The organism is Halosimplex salinum (genome assembly GCF_003730195.1).
GTDB classification, from domain to species: domain Archaea; phylum Halobacteriota; class Halobacteria; order Halobacteriales; family Haloarculaceae; genus Halosimplex; species Halosimplex salinum.
Genome location: NZ_QWGG01000012.1, coordinates 27,776 through 40,674, shown reverse-complemented (window position 1 = coordinate 40,674; position 12,899 = coordinate 27,776). Strand labels below are relative to the sequence as shown.

14 protein-coding genes are annotated in these 12,899 nt (G+C 67.9%); 5 read left to right on the top strand and 9 right to left on the bottom strand.

The window, feature by feature from the left end:
• Nucleotides 1-12: 12 nt before the first annotated feature.
• Genes D1409_RS21430 through D1409_RS21420 form a run of 4 tightly spaced genes read right to left on the bottom strand, consistent with a single transcriptional unit; the run spans nt 13 to nt 1,238 of the window.
• Nucleotides 13-432, bottom strand: coding sequence for a disulfide bond formation protein B (locus D1409_RS21430; protein WP_123539013.1), 420 nt, complete (start codon nt 430-432; stop codon nt 13-15).
• A gap of 50 nt (nt 433-482) precedes the next feature.
• The gene (locus D1409_RS21425) at nt 483-728 is read right to left on the bottom strand and encodes a hypothetical protein (protein WP_123539012.1); all 246 of its coding nucleotides are present in this window, start codon (nt 726-728) and stop codon (nt 483-485) included.
• A 4-nt stretch (nt 729-732) separates the two neighbouring features.
• Complete coding sequence (locus D1409_RS24915; protein WP_164471839.1) at nt 733-894, bottom strand: hypothetical protein; 162 nt, start codon at nt 892-894, stop codon at nt 733-735.
• A complete protein-coding gene (locus D1409_RS21420; protein WP_123539011.1) occupies nt 891-1,238 on the bottom strand; it encodes a hypothetical protein in 348 nt (115 codons plus the stop codon). Before D1409_RS21420 ends, D1409_RS24915 begins: the two co-directional genes overlap by 4 nt.
• A gap of 652 nt (nt 1,239-1,890) precedes the next feature.
• Here D1409_RS21420 and D1409_RS21415 point away from each other — a divergent pair.
• Nucleotides 1,891-2,151, top strand: a complete 261-nt coding sequence (locus tag D1409_RS21415) for a hypothetical protein (protein WP_123539010.1) — start codon at nt 1,891-1,893, stop codon at nt 2,149-2,151.
• Nucleotides 2,152-2,217: 66 nt separating this feature from the next.
• Here the strand turns inward: D1409_RS21415 and D1409_RS21410 are convergent, their stop codons facing one another.
• Nucleotides 2,218-4,137 (bottom strand): beta-CASP ribonuclease aCPSF1, encoded by a 1,920-nt coding sequence (locus D1409_RS21410; protein ID WP_123539009.1) that lies wholly within the window; start codon nt 4,135-4,137, stop codon nt 2,218-2,220.
• Between the two features lie 246 nt (nt 4,138-4,383).
• On the opposite strand from D1409_RS21410, the gene D1409_RS21405 reads away from it, so the two are divergent.
• On the top strand, nt 4,384-4,866 hold the full coding sequence (locus D1409_RS21405; protein WP_123539008.1) for a hypothetical protein: 483 nt from the start codon (nt 4,384-4,386) through the stop codon (nt 4,864-4,866).
• Nucleotides 4,867-4,884: 18 nt separating this feature from the next.
• Here D1409_RS21405 and D1409_RS21400 read toward each other — a convergent pair whose 3' ends face one another.
• Complete coding sequence (locus D1409_RS21400) at nt 4,885-6,342, bottom strand: hypothetical protein (protein WP_123539007.1); 1,458 nt, start codon at nt 6,340-6,342, stop codon at nt 4,885-4,887.
• A gap of 70 nt (nt 6,343-6,412) precedes the next feature.
• Nucleotides 6,413-7,549, bottom strand: coding sequence for a pyruvate dehydrogenase (acetyl-transferring) E1 component subunit alpha (gene pdhA, locus D1409_RS21395; protein WP_123539006.1), 1,137 nt, complete (start codon nt 7,547-7,549; stop codon nt 6,413-6,415).
• A 444-nt stretch (nt 7,550-7,993) separates the two neighbouring features.
• Here pdhA and proS point away from each other — a divergent pair, with 444 nt between their 5' ends.
• Entirely contained in the window at nt 7,994-9,448 is a 1,455-nt protein-coding gene (gene proS / locus D1409_RS21390) for a proline--tRNA ligase (protein WP_123539005.1), read from the top strand.
• 263 nt (nt 9,449-9,711) lie between these two features.
• On the opposite strand, the gene D1409_RS21385 is transcribed toward proS, so the two are convergent.
• Nucleotides 9,712-10,809, bottom strand: coding sequence for an SDR family oxidoreductase (locus D1409_RS21385; RefSeq protein WP_123539004.1), 1,098 nt, complete (start codon nt 10,807-10,809; stop codon nt 9,712-9,714).
• Between the two features lie 176 nt (nt 10,810-10,985).
• The gene (locus tag D1409_RS21380) at nt 10,986-11,783 is read right to left on the bottom strand and encodes an SDR family NAD(P)-dependent oxidoreductase (RefSeq protein WP_123539003.1); all 798 of its coding nucleotides are present in this window, start codon (nt 11,781-11,783) and stop codon (nt 10,986-10,988) included.
• A 131-nt stretch (nt 11,784-11,914) separates the two neighbouring features.
• On the opposite strand from D1409_RS21380, the gene D1409_RS21375 reads away from it, so the two are divergent.
• Together D1409_RS21375 and D1409_RS21370 are read left to right on the top strand one after the other, a co-directional pair.
• Nucleotides 11,915-12,100, top strand: a complete 186-nt coding sequence (locus tag D1409_RS21375; RefSeq protein ID WP_123539002.1) for a DUF7836 family putative zinc-binding protein — start codon at nt 11,915-11,917, stop codon at nt 12,098-12,100.
• 77 nt (nt 12,101-12,177) lie between these two features.
• Nucleotides 12,178-12,867 (top strand): HAD family hydrolase, encoded by a 690-nt coding sequence (locus D1409_RS21370; RefSeq protein ID WP_123539001.1) that lies wholly within the window; start codon nt 12,178-12,180, stop codon nt 12,865-12,867.
• Nucleotides 12,868-12,899 lie beyond the last annotated feature (32 nt).

The following is a 12,899-nucleotide window of genomic DNA, read 5'->3' as shown; positions in this document are numbered from 1 at the left end:
GCCGCTTGGGCGTCACTGCTCGTGCAGCCAGAGCGTTGCGGCCGTCGCCGTAATCAGGAGGAAGGCGATCAGCGAGAGGTTCGGGATCGAGAGCCCGACCACCCGCAACTGCACGACCGAACAGCCACCGCCGGGCGAACACTGTCCGCCGCCGCTCACCTGGAGCCAGGAGTGGTACGCGGCGAGCGCGACCCCGACCGCGGACAGGGGTAGCACCGTCCGGTAGACGCCGGGGCGGTCCTCGGCGAGCGCGACGCCGAAGACGACCACGAGCGGGTACATCAGGATCCGCTGGTACCAGCACAGTTCGCAGGGAACGAGGCCGAGGCCCAGCGAGAAGTAGAGGCTCCCCGCGGTCGCGACGGCGGCGACGAGGCCGCCGAACGCGAGGCGGGGCCGGGGTCCGAAGCGGTCGGTGACGCGTCGAGACACGGCCGTCGGGTCGCGGGCGGGGAGCAAATGTCTTGCGTGTCGGCGCCTCGTTACGACTTCGTGCGACCCTGCCACTCGTACCCCTCGTCCGCCAGTCCGTCCCGGACGTGGGGGACGTGGTCGGGGTCGACGGTCCCTTTCGGTTCGACGACCGAGGCGTCTCCGGGGGCATCGAACTCGTAGCTGACGACGACGATGATCCCGTCCTCGTCGACACCGGTGAGTTCGACGACGAGTTCGCCGTCGTAGGGGTAGACAGAGCAGTTCGTGATCCGGTCCGTTTCACCTGATGCCATGGTGTCACTCCCTGACGGGACCACAGGCTTCGTCCAGGAACTCGCTCGCACACCGGTACTCGCGGTCGCAGTCCAGACACCGCCACAGCGTCACCGACGAACCGTCCATCTCCGCGGGGACGAGCTGGTGTTCCTGGATCCCGAGCGCCCGTTCGGCGAAGCTCATCGCTGGATTCTCCCCGGACGCTCGTCGGCGTTCTCCTCGTCGCCCGTGACCGCGTGCAGGTGTTCGTCACAGAGGAAGGGCGTTCGGTCCGTGACGTCGTACTCGACCTCCGAGACGACCCGTTCGCCGTCGCCCTTGAGAACTGGGGTCCAGGCCGCGAACCCGACGTGTCCGTCGCGGTCGCACATGACACAGGTCCGCTCGGCCTGGCTGAACCGCTCGAGCGCCCGCCCGAACTCCTCGAACTCGCAGTTACGACAGAAGCCGCCAAGCTCCCGACCCGACACCGTATCGACGACGACTCGATTGTACCCAGCCTGACGACCACAGCGGATGCAGTTCATTATGTCCTCCGTATGACCACGGGCGTTCGTATCTCGCCACCAGTGCCTAATACGTGACGAGCGGACTGAAAATGATCGAAGTATAATCCAACATATACTTCTCGATCGGTCACTGTCACTCGATACGATAGAATACCCTCAGTCCTCAGATAGGCACGCATATGAACCCTCTACCGGTTTTCCCCCCGAGAACCGCGTCAGTCGCCCCATCGGCGCCTTCGATTTCGGTCCCGTGACCGTTGATTTTTTCTTCAATACTGTGAAATTTGTCGAGAGTCCGCACGCTCGTACAGTATCGACCGTGACCGACGACGTGCCGACGGACAGAGATACGAAATCCGACAGTGACAAATTACGCTCATTTTCGGACGGGATATCAACACTGGATCCCGACGGAGCGCCTCGATACGACGGGAATCGACCACCGTTTCCGGTGGATGCGATCTCGCGTCGGCTAGCGGCGTTCTTCGAGGGGTTCTCCCGTCCGTTTCGAGACCCGCATGGGTGCCACACTCGCGAGGGCGGCCGGAGTATCGGCCGATTAATGCATACGTAATATGGTACATGCGAGAAACTATATGCTCCCAAACTGTCGAACCGCACTGCTGTCGGCGGGGACCGGGTACGACTCCGCAGACGGAGTTGAGAGCCAATGGCAACGCACACGAAACGAGACCGGATCTGGAACGCGGCGCTGCAGTTGGCGTGCCGGATGGACGAGTTCGCGGTGTCGGACGTCTACCTCGAGGTCGACGTCGACGACCCCGCGGAACGGACCGTCCGGGACGTTCTGACGACGATGGCGGCGGAGAACTGGCTGCTGAAGGAGACTGCGGCCGAAGACGGACGACGACTCTACCGCGCGGGGCCGAAACTCGACGACGCCGCGGCGACGCTCGCGAAGGGCGACTGAGCGTCTGGGTGTGGTCACGGACCCCAGCGGGCGGTCACTCGGGCGGACCGGGACGTCTCGACTCGCTCAGACGAACCGGAACGTCTCGAGGTTCTTCGGAGCGAACGTGCGCATGTTGAACTCGTGGTACAGCGCCGAGGAGAGGTCCTGGGTCGAGGACTCGTCGCCGTGGACACAGAGGACCTTCTCGGGCCGGGGGTTCATCGTGCGGACGAAGTTCTCCAGGCCCTGGCGGTCGGCGTGGCCGGAGAAGCCGTCGACGGTCTCGACGTCCATGTTCAGCGAGAGGGTGTCGGCGCGTCCGCCGCCGTCGTTGATCGGGATCTCGTCCCAGCCGTTCTGGATGCGACGGCCGAGCGTCCCCTGGGCCTGGTAGCCGACGAACACCATCTTCCCGTCCGACTCGCCGCCGACGTGGCGGAGCCAGGACATGATGGGGCCGCCTTCGACCATCCCGGAGGTCGAGAGGATGATACAGGGGCCGCCGTCGGCGATCTCCTGGCGCTCCTCCTGGCCGCCGTCGATGTGGTTGAACTGGTCGGCGAGGAACGGGTTCTCGTCCTCGTGGAAGATCCGGTCACGGAGGTCGTCGCGGAGGTACTCGGGGTAGGTGGTGTGGATCGCCGTCGCCTCCCAGATCATCCCGTCGAGGTGGACGGGCACCTCGGGGATATCTCCCTTCCGCATCGCCTCTTCGAGCACGAGCATGATCTCCTGGGAGCGCCCGACCGCGAAGGCGGGGATGAGCACCTTCCCGTCGTTCTCGACCGTCTCGCTGATGACCTCCTTGAGTTTGCGCTCGGAGTCGGCCTGGTCGGTCTGGTAGTCGTTCCGACCGCCGTAGGTCGACTCGAGGACGAGCGTCTCCACGCGGGGGAACTCGTTGACGGCGCCGTTGAACAGGCGGGTGTCGTCGTAGTGGATGTCGCCGGAGAAAGCGACGTTGTAGAGGCCGTCCCCGATGTGGAAGTGGGAGATGGCCGACCCGAGGATGTGCCCGGAGTTGTGGAGCGTGAGCTTGATGTCCGGCGCGATGTCGGTCACGTCCCCGTACTCCAGCGGGATGGTGTGTTTGATCGCCTCGCGGACCATCTCGGACTCGTAGGGCGGCGTGCGCCCCTCCTTGGCGGCCACGTCGAGGTAGTCCAGCGTCAGGAGACCCATCAGGTCGCGGGTGGGCTCCGTGCAGTAGATGGGACCGTCGTAGCCGTACTTGAACAGGAGCGGGACGAGCGCCGAGTGGTCGAGGTGGGCGTGCGTGAGCACGACCGCGTCGAGCGAACTCGGTCCTGAGCCGAGCGCTTCGGGCACCTGGAGGTACGGCACCTCGTCTTCCGCGCCCGGCTTGTCGCCGCAGTCGATCAGCACGCGCGTCTCGGGCGTCGAGAGGATGAAGGCCGCGCGGCCGACCTCGCGACAGCAACCCAGCGTCGTGATGCGGACCCACTCGTCGTCGGACATCTCCTCGCGGTGGATCTGGCGACCGATCCGTTCGAGGATGTCGCGACGCTCGTCGCGTTCCTGCTTGAGGAAGTTACGGACGTTCTTGACCGTCGAGGACTCGATGGGCGGCGTGCGGACCACTTCCGGCGTCCACCCCACTTCCTGCGTGATCTCCCTGAGCGTCGATCCGTGGCGCCCGATCACCATGCCGGGTTTCTGGGCTTCGACGACGACCTCGCCGGTGTCGTGGTGGAAGTCGAGGTCCGTGACGCCAGCGTCCTCGGGGATGATCCCCTCGATGACCGACCGGGCGTCGTCCGGTTCGGAGAGCTCCGACGGGTCGGGCCTGACGGTGATCCGCTTGCGGAGCTTCGAGGCGAGCTTTCGGATGAGGTCGCCGTTGCTCGCGAAGGTCTTCGGGTCGCGGGTGTACACGACCAGTTCCGGCCCCTCGTAGGAGACCTCCGTGATGGAGATTTCGTTCGGAACTTCCTGTTCGATCTCTGCTCTGATATCGTCGAGTTGCTTGTCTACTTGACTCATAGCTGCGAAAACAGGGTCGGACCGGCCGGTTGCCGGGGGCGGTGAACGTCCGCACGCTCGCCGCCCCGCACGTCGAGGCTCGCCTGCCGGGATCTGGAAGCAATATTCATAGGCGGTTTTCCTACTGGCGTAGTCCACTCCGGACCCTAAACGGAAGTGTCCGGAAAACCGGCTTACATCGGTGTAAACCCGCGGCGTTATAAAAGCCTTCGCAAAACAGTAGGCGTTCCGACGAGACGGACCGGTATGCACCTGACACCCGCCGTCGTCGCCGCGGAGCGCGAGTGGGTCCGCGAGCGGGCACCGGTCGTCGTCGCACTGCTCAACGAGACCCGCGCCGAACTGGCCGAGCGGTTCGACGCGGACGTCGCCGAGGTGAGCCCGGACCAGTACCGCGACGCCGTCGACGAGGTGTTCGCGGACGGCGACCTGGCGGTCAACGTCGCCGCGCTCGTCCGCCTCCTGCGCGAACTCGACGTCGAGGACGACTACCCCGGATTCGTCGTCGACGAACTCCTCGGCCGGGAACTCGCCGGGATGGTCGCCGGAACCCAGCCGCTGCGACTGCTGGGCGAAGCGACGTTCCACTACGCGGACGTGCTGACCGAGGCCGACGCCGACGACCCGGCGGGGCTCGACGACCTCGACGCCGCGCTGGCGGCGGGCTTCCAGACGCGACTCCCGGGGTGGGCCTGGACCGAGTCGGCGAGCCCGTTCGGAGTCGAGTGAGCGACAGCGCCCGGTCTGTCACTCCGCAGTTCCGCTCCCCCGACGCGGCGTCGCGACCCAGAGAGCGGCGTAGAACAGCAGGATGCCGGACGCGAACTGTCCGAGCGGTAGCAGTACCAGCGTGAACAGCGCGTCGAGGGAATCGCCCTCGTCGATCGTCGACGCGAACGCGAGTAGCCACGGCCCGGCCGCCACCGCGACGACTGCGACCACTCTGTGAGCGGTCCGATCACGGTCCGTGACCAGATAGCCGAGGACGGGGAACGCGACCAGCGGGAGCGCCGCGGCCGCGAGCACGACGGTCCCCACGTACACCCGCTCGAAGTCCGCCGCGACGAGGACCGTGACCGCGGCGACGACCGCCACCGACGCGAGTACCGAGAGGACGACCCCGCGGTCGACGACCTCGCCGTCCGCGATCCGCTTGCCGATCGGCTTCCTGACGGTCGGCGTCTGGAACTGTGCGCTCGAATCAGCCGACCGGTCTCCGTCGCGACCACCGCCGTCGGCGTCCTCGTCTCCGGTCCACCACCGTCCGAGGCGGACCACTAACCAGCCACCGACGCCGAGCGGCAACAGGACTGCGACGAGGAAGCTCGGGATCGGTGACAGCCCCAGGGCGACGACACCCACCGGCACGACGACGAGCCCCAGCACGAGCGCCTTGAACAGATCGTCGTCGCCGGGACGCCAGCCGTCGGCGACCCGTCGCGGGTACGTGGAGGCGAACACGGTGGCCAGTGCCGCCAGCAGGACGACCTGGATACCCGACGCGGCGGCGGCCTCCGGTCCGGCCCACTCCAGAACGTTCGCAGCGACGGCCGCTCGACCCCGGACTGCACCGCCGCCGTCGCCGAACACCAGATAGGAGCGCGTCGATATCTCGTCGCCGGTCCAGACGACGCGGTCCCCCCGGACCGTCGCGCCGGGGACGTCGACGAGCGGCGTCGTCCCGTCGGGGCCGTGGACGACGAGGCGGTCGGTTCCGATCCGGAACGGCCCGTAGTCGACCTCGTCCGACCGCCCCTCGCCGTCTTCGCGGTAGAACCGGTCGGAGACCGTGGCGCCGAAGCGGGGCTCCGTCATCGCCGCGACGCGGTAGGTCACGACCACCTCGTCGCCCGAGACGCGCGCGTCGAGGTCGCGCCGCTCGAACGCCGGTCTGGGGTCGTGGCTGCTCCGTTCGATCGCTTCGAGGCGGTCGACGACCCGCTCGGCGGTCGTGGCGTTCGTTGCGCCACTCCCTCCGACCGTCATTCGGGCGACGAACCGCGCGTCGCCGCGTGGCTGCAGGTGGACGTGCGTGACGCTCTCCTCGACGGCGGCCGTGCCGGACCCGCCGGTGACGTTCTCGACGGCGTCGACACAGCCGTGACAGACGACTTCCTGTTTGGGGACCGGCCCCCCACACCCTGCCAGCAGCGCGAGACCGACCACGAGCAGCAGCGCGGCGACGTGTCTGCGACGGGGCGACATACGAACCGAATGGTCCACCGTCCAACAATAGTCTTGCCCTCGAACGGGTCTCCGTCCGCTCGCCGGCAGTTCAGTCCCGCAGGAGCGCGTCGCCGTGCCGTTCCCGCAGGTGGCGCAACTGCTCGCGCTGGCTCGCGAGGTGGTCGGGGACCTCCTCGTACACGTCCGCGAAGAGGTCGTCGGCGTCGGGCGCCGGTCGCGACTCCGCCGCCGCGATGGCGTCGGCGACGGACTCTTCGACGCGGGATTCGATAGCGTCGACGCTCGCCGCGTCCAGTCGACCGGTGTCGAGGAGGAACGTTTCCAGGCGGTCGATCGGGTCGCGGTCGCGCCAGTAGTCGACCTCGCGGTCGTCGCGGTACTCCTCGGGGTCGTCGGCGGTGGTGTGGGCGCCGTAGCGGTACTCGACCGACTCGATCAGGGTCGGCCGAAGGTCGTCCGCGTCGGGGTCGAGCGCCTTCTCGCGTGCGTAGCGGACGGCCGAGTAGACGGCGAGCGGGTCCATGCCGTCGACGCGGACGCCCTCGAACCCGTAGGCGTCGGCCTTCTGGGCGAGGGTCGCGCTCGCGGTCTGGCGCCGCCGCGGGACGGAGATCGCCCACTGGTTGTTGTGACACAGGAAGACCGCGGGCGCGTCGAATACGCCGGCGAAGTTCAGCGCCTCGTGGAAGTCCCCCTCCGACGTAGCGCCGTCGCCGAAGTGCGCGACGGCGATGGAGTCGTCGTCACGGTGGCGGGCGGCCATCGCCGCACCGGTGGCGTGCGGGAGTTGCGTCGCGATTGGGATGCACTCCGGGGCGACCGTCGGGCCGCCCGCCGAACCGCTGGGGAGCGTCGCGCCCATCAGCCCGCGGAGGATGTCGGGCAGGTCGAAGCCGGCGACGAGGCGGACCGCGTGCTCACGGTAGGTGGGGAACACCCAGTCGTCGTCGGCCAGCGCGAGCGTGCTCGCGACCTGTCCGGCCTCCTGCCCGCTCATCGGCGCGTAGGTCGCGAGTCGGCCCTGCCGCTGCCAGCTGACGGCCCGCTCGTCGAAGTGCCGGGCCGTCAGCATCGTCTCGTACATCGTCACCAGCGCCTCGTCCGAGAGGTCGGGTTCGGTCGCGTCGGGCAGCAGTCGCCCGTCGGGGTCGAGGACGCGGACCTCGCTGGAGTCGTCCGCGTAGTCGTTCGTCCGTACCAGATCGGTGTCTCGTATCGTGCTCATGGTGGGGGTTGCGCGTTCGTCGGCGAGTCCGCGTTGGTGCGCGTGAACACGTGGACGCGTCCACAGCGCGGTCTGTCGAGTGTCGTACCGTCGGGTGTCGAGGCGACACGCAGTCGGGCCGTGTCGCCGGTTCGGTCGCGGTTACGCTGTCGAGTGCCAGACGTCGAGAGACTCCGCCAGCGGTGTCCAGAAACGTGGGTCGTCGGTGTCGCGACGGTCACAGAGCGAGTCGGACGCCGTCCGCGCCGGGCTGGCGGAGGACATACGTGAACCGAGGGTCCATTTATACTTAATAATTGTGTGGGATACCGCACCACACCCCACGAACGTCCGTCTTTTCGGGCCAGTCGCCGTGGAACGGTGGGGTGCGTTCGAGGTCGGAGCGCTCCGCGGCGGCGGGCAGAACGCAGTCGGTTTAACGGGCCGCGGTGTGAGTTTCGATCAATGAGTGGCGAACAAGAGCTCGGGATCACCGAGAGCAAGGAGCATTCGACGGGCGACTGGTACGCCGAGGTCGTGCAGAAGGCACAGCTGGCCGACTACGCCCCCATGGGCGGGTTCATCGTCACCCGCCCCCGCGGGTACGCGATCTGGGAAGGCATCAAGGACCACCTCGACGGCTGGTTCAAGGAGACGGGCGCCCAGAACGCCTACTTCCCGCTGTTCATCCCGGAGAGCTACCTCGAACGGGAGAAGGACATCGTCGAGGGGTTCGACCCCGAAGTGGCGTGGGTGACCCACGGCGGCTACGACGAACTCGAGGAACGGCTCGCGGTCCGCCCGACCAGCGAGTCCATCATCACTCCCTTCATCGCCGACTGGGTCCGCTCGCACCGCGACCTCCCGATGCGGCTCAACCAGTGGTGCTCGGTCGTCCGCTGGGAGGCCACGGAGACCAAACCGTTCTTCCGCACCAAGGAGTTCCTCTGGCAGGAGGGCCACACCGCCCACCGCGACGAGGACGGGGCCTGGAACGAGACGATGACCCGCCTCGACCAGTACGAGAAGCTCTACGAGGACGTGCTCGCGATGCCGGTCCTCAAGGGCCGCAAGCCGCCCCACGACAAGTTCCCCGGCGCCCACACCACCACGACCGTCGAGGCGCTCATGCCCGACGGCAAGTCCGTGCAGGGCGGCACCTCCCACTATCTGGGTACCTCCTTCGCCGAGGCGTTCGACATCACCTACTCCGACGAGGACGAGGAAGAGCAGACCGCCCACACGACCTCCTGGGGACTCTCGTGGCGCTCCATCGGCGCGCTCGTCATGACCCACTCCGACGAGCAGGGGCTCGTGCTCCCGCCCGCGCTCGCCCCCGAACAGGTCGTCATCGTCCCGATCTGGCAGGAGGACAACAAAGAGGAGGTCGTCGAGTACGCCGCCGAGGTCGCCGCCGACCTCGACGAGGCCGGCGTCCGCGTCGAACTCGACGACCGCGACAACCGCAACCCCGGCTTCAAGTACAACGAGTGGGAGCTCAAGGGCGTCCCGCTCCGCATCGAGGTCGGTCCCAACGAGGTCGACGACGACGAGATCACCCTCGTCCACCGCCCCGACGGCGAGACCGAAGTCGAGGACCGCGACGACGTGGCAGACACCGTCGAGGACCACCTCGACACCGTCTTCGCCAAGCTCTACGCCAGCGCCGAGGAGACGCTCGAAGGCGAGATCCGCGAGGCCGAGTCGCGCGAGGAGATCCTCGGCACCATCGGCCAGCACAGCGGCTACGTCAAGACCGGCTGGTGCGGCGACGAGGACTGCGAGGAGCCCATCAAGGACGCCCTCGCCGCCGAGATCGTGATGGTCCCCCTCGACCGCGACGAGGAACCCATCCACGACGACTGCGCCATCTGCGGAGAGGACGCCGAAGAGACCGCCTACTGGGCGAAGACTTACTAAGCCATCTTTTTCCCGGAGGGGTCGCGGAGCGACCCCTCCGGCAAAAACATGGGTGAAAAAGGCCGAACTCGCGCTCCGCGCGAGTTCGGTGTCCGCAGGAGTGAGCACCGCGAACGGGTGCGGGCTCGTCAGAGCTTGGTCTGACGGCGAACCGCGCGCCTCCGGCGCCGGATGCTGTGGTGCGAGTGCATCACTGACGTGAACCGCCTCGCGCCGCCGGCGCTCGGCGGATGGTCTGCCGACCGCCCCGCACTCCGCTCGGTCTACCGCTGCCGTCCGATCGAGCCGCGTTTGCCTCGCTCTTCGCCGCCTTCGATTTCGATCCTGTGGGCGGACCCGCCGTCTTTGCGACCGCGTCTCGACCGGTAGAGCCCGTACCCGACTGCTGCTGCGATCCCGAGAACGCCGAGCGCCTTCCCCGTGAGCCCGCTCGTCGCGGCGCGGGTGTAGAGGCTCCGTTTCATGACGTAGCCTTCGTGGTCGCCGCGCTCGCGGAGTTCACCGCTGGGCTTGTCGAACGCGTTCTCCTCGGGCGGGCGCGGCGGGCGGTCGCGCTGCTGCAGCCCCACGAAGAACTTCTCCATGATCGTGTCCAGCAGTCCCGGCGCGTAGTACTCCATCTGAGCCATGTTCTTCGCGGCGCCGCCGACGTACAGGTCTCGCTCGGGCGTCTCCGCGGCGTGGCAGATCGCCCGCGCGACGGTCTCGGGGGCATACACCGGCGGCGGGAGCGTCACCTGACTGTCGGTGTTGTTCTTCGCGTGTTCCGGGTACGGCGTGTCGATGGCCGCGGGCTTGACGAGCGTCACGGACACCGGGGCGCCCTCCTCTTCGAGTTCCATCCTGAGCGTGTCGGTGAACCCCTTGAGCGCGTGTTTCGAGGCCGAGTAGGCCCCCTGAACGATCATCGCGCGGTCGGAGACGATGCTGCCGACGTTGAGTATCGCGCCGCCGCGGTCGCGGAGGTGTTCGGCGGCGACGAGCGACCCGTAGAGCGCGCCCCAGACGTTGACCTCGAAGAGGTTGCGCATGTCCTCGATCGGCGTCTCGTCGAGCCGCCCGAAGACGAACCGCCCGGCGTTGTTGACCCAGGTGTCGAACCCGCCGTAGGTCTCCTCGGCCACCGCGGCGATCTGTTCGACGTCGCTCCGCTCGCTCACGTCGGCGACGACGTAGACGGCGTCGCCGTCGTTATCGGCGATCTCGTGGGTCAACTCGTCGAGCGCCTCCTCGCTCCGGGCGGCGAGGACGAGCGACGCCCCGCGGTCGGCGGCCATCCGCGCGGTCGCCAGCCCGTTGCCCGAACTCGCACCGGTGATGACCATCACCTGCTCCTCGAGCGGCTTCAGGTCCGGCGTCACGGCGACCCTCCGGTCGAGACGGGCCGCGGGCGGACGGGCAGTGAGCGGACGGGCAGTCGAGTCTCGGGTCGGTTCCTCGCAGGCGCGTCGGCAGTCAGGTGTCGGGTCATGGTCTATATCTCTCGGGACGGGGAGGACGGGCTTGACGACGGTGCCTGAATACGCACGGCGGACCCTCAGCAGGTCTGCCAGCCGCCGTCGACGTGGAGCAACTCGCCGGTCGTGTAGCCCGCGGCGTCGCTGGCGAGATAGCAGATCGCCGGCGCGACGTCCTCGGGCACGCCCGCGCGACCCATCGGGATGTCCTTGAGGAAGCCCTCGTCGTCCGCGCCGGCGGCCGCCCGTTTGGCTTCCTCGGTCCACCCCTCCAGGAACTCGGTGGCGATCTGGCCGGGCGCGACCGCGTTGACGCGGATCCCGCTCTCCGCCAGGTCCAGCGCGGCGCCGCGAGTCACCATCCGTACCGCGCCCTTCGTCGCGTCGTAGCCCACCTGGCCGTACTGGGCGAGCGAGGAGCTGATCGAGGCGGTGTTGACGATAGCGCCCGGCTCGTCGCGGTCGAGCATGTCGCGGGCGGCGGCCTGTGTACCGGCGAAGACGCCGCGGACGTTCACGCCGAGCATCGCGTCGAGGTCGCCGGTGTCGAGGTCCGTGATAGCGCCGCCGCGGAAGAGGCCGGCGTTGTTGACCATCACGTCGACACCGCCGTACTCGCGAGCCGCTTCGACGACGCTCTCGACCTCCTCCGGGTCCGACACGTCGGTCTCGACGTAGTGGGCCTCGCCCCACGAATCCCTGATACGTTCGTGTGTTGGCGTCTCGGCGTCCAGATCCTTCGGGTGGGAGCGCACGTCGGCGACGACGACGACCGCGCCGGCGTCGGCGAACTCGAAGGCGGCCGCGCGGCCGATCCCGGAACTCCCGCCGGTGACGATCACGACGTCGTCGGTGAAGTCGAAGTCAGCGGTTCCCATGCTCGATCTGTCGACCGAGAGCGGCAAAACTGCACCGGCGCCAGCGACGACTGACGGACAGACGGGACCCGGGCCGCCGGCGCGCGAGAATCGCCGCAAACTTCTTTCGGGACGCGGTCGCACGGACGAGTATGCAGGAGGCCTGGATCCAACTCCAGTGTCCGGACTGTGGCGAACAGTGGGAGGCCAACCCCGCAGACCTCCACGAACCCGACCGCGATTTCACCTGTAAGCACTGCGACGGGACGCGACCCCTCTCCGAGTTCGCGAAGACGACTCGCGATTTCGAGATCATAGAGGAGTTCCACGCGAGCTAGGCGCTCGACGACGCACCGTGCGAGCGACCCACACGCTGTGAGAACGCTTAAGAACGTATCGGCAGACCCTCGACGGTATGACCGGGATCGACGCGGTGTGTTTCGACCTCGACAGCACGCTCGCCGTCTCCGAACAGTCCGACGCCGACGTCCACGCCGCCGTCTTCGAGCGGTGCGACGTCGACCCGTTCTTCTCGATCGCGGACGTGCGCGCCGTCGACTCCGCCGACCTGCCGACCGCCCACTCCGACCGGGAGTTCTACGAACACCTCTACCGCGCGGTGTGCGAAAACGTGGACGAAGACCCCGAACACGTCCCGGCCCTGGCCGAGGCCACCGTCAATATCGTCGACCAGACGGCCGTCACCTTCCGCGACGGCGCTCGCGAGGCGCTGGAACACGCTCGCGAGCACTACGACGTGGGACTCGTCACGAACGGCGGCGAGGCCACCCAGTCGGCGAAACTCGAACGGCTGGGGATCGCCGACGCCTTCGACGCGACCGTCTTCTGTGACCCGGCCGCGGGCGTCGAACCGAAGCCCGACCCGGCGCCGTTCGAGGCGGTGCTGGCCGCCCTCGACGCGACGCCGGAGCGCACCCTCTACGTCGGCGACCAGCACACCGCCGACGTGGTCGGCGCGCACAGGGCCGGTCTGCAGTCGGTGTGGGTCCCGCCGGACCGCTCTCATCAGGAGTTCCCCGACGACCCCGACCCCGCGCCGACGCACCGACTGGATTCGATGGCAGCGCTGCCGGACGTGCTCTGAGACGATTGCACTCGCCAGACTGGTATTCGGCA

Excerpts from the sequence above, each read along its gene's own strand:
- D1409_RS21425 (WP_123539012.1), bottom strand. The coding sequence starts at position 728 with ATGGCATCAGGTGAAACGGACCGGATCACGAACTGCTCTGTCTACCCC.
- D1409_RS24915 (WP_164471839.1), bottom strand. The coding sequence starts at position 894 with ATGAGCTTCGCCGAACGGGCGCTCGGGATCCAGGAACACCAGCTCGTC.
- D1409_RS21420 (WP_123539011.1), bottom strand. The coding sequence starts at position 1,238 with ATGAACTGCATCCGCTGTGGTCGTCAGGCTGGGTACAATCGAGTCGTC.
- D1409_RS21415 (WP_123539010.1), top strand. The coding sequence starts at position 1,891 with ATGGCAACGCACACGAAACGAGACCGGATCTGGAACGCGGCGCTGCAG.
- D1409_RS21410 (WP_123539009.1), bottom strand. The coding sequence starts at position 4,137 with ATGAGTCAAGTAGACAAGCAACTCGACGATATCAGAGCAGAGATCGAA.
- D1409_RS21405 (WP_123539008.1), top strand. The coding sequence starts at position 4,384 with ATGCACCTGACACCCGCCGTCGTCGCCGCGGAGCGCGAGTGGGTCCGC.
- D1409_RS21400 (WP_123539007.1), bottom strand. The coding sequence starts at position 6,342 with ATGTCGCCCCGTCGCAGACACGTCGCCGCGCTGCTGCTCGTGGTCGGT.
- pdhA (WP_123539006.1), bottom strand. The coding sequence starts at position 7,549 with ATGAGCACGATACGAGACACCGATCTGGTACGGACGAACGACTACGCG.
- proS (WP_123539005.1), top strand. The coding sequence starts at position 7,994 with ATGAGTGGCGAACAAGAGCTCGGGATCACCGAGAGCAAGGAGCATTCG.
- D1409_RS21380 (WP_123539003.1), bottom strand. The coding sequence starts at position 11,783 with ATGGGAACCGCTGACTTCGACTTCACCGACGACGTCGTGATCGTCACC.
- D1409_RS21375 (WP_123539002.1), top strand. The coding sequence starts at position 11,915 with ATGCAGGAGGCCTGGATCCAACTCCAGTGTCCGGACTGTGGCGAACAG.
- D1409_RS21370 (WP_123539001.1), top strand. The coding sequence starts at position 12,178 with ATGACCGGGATCGACGCGGTGTGTTTCGACCTCGACAGCACGCTCGCC.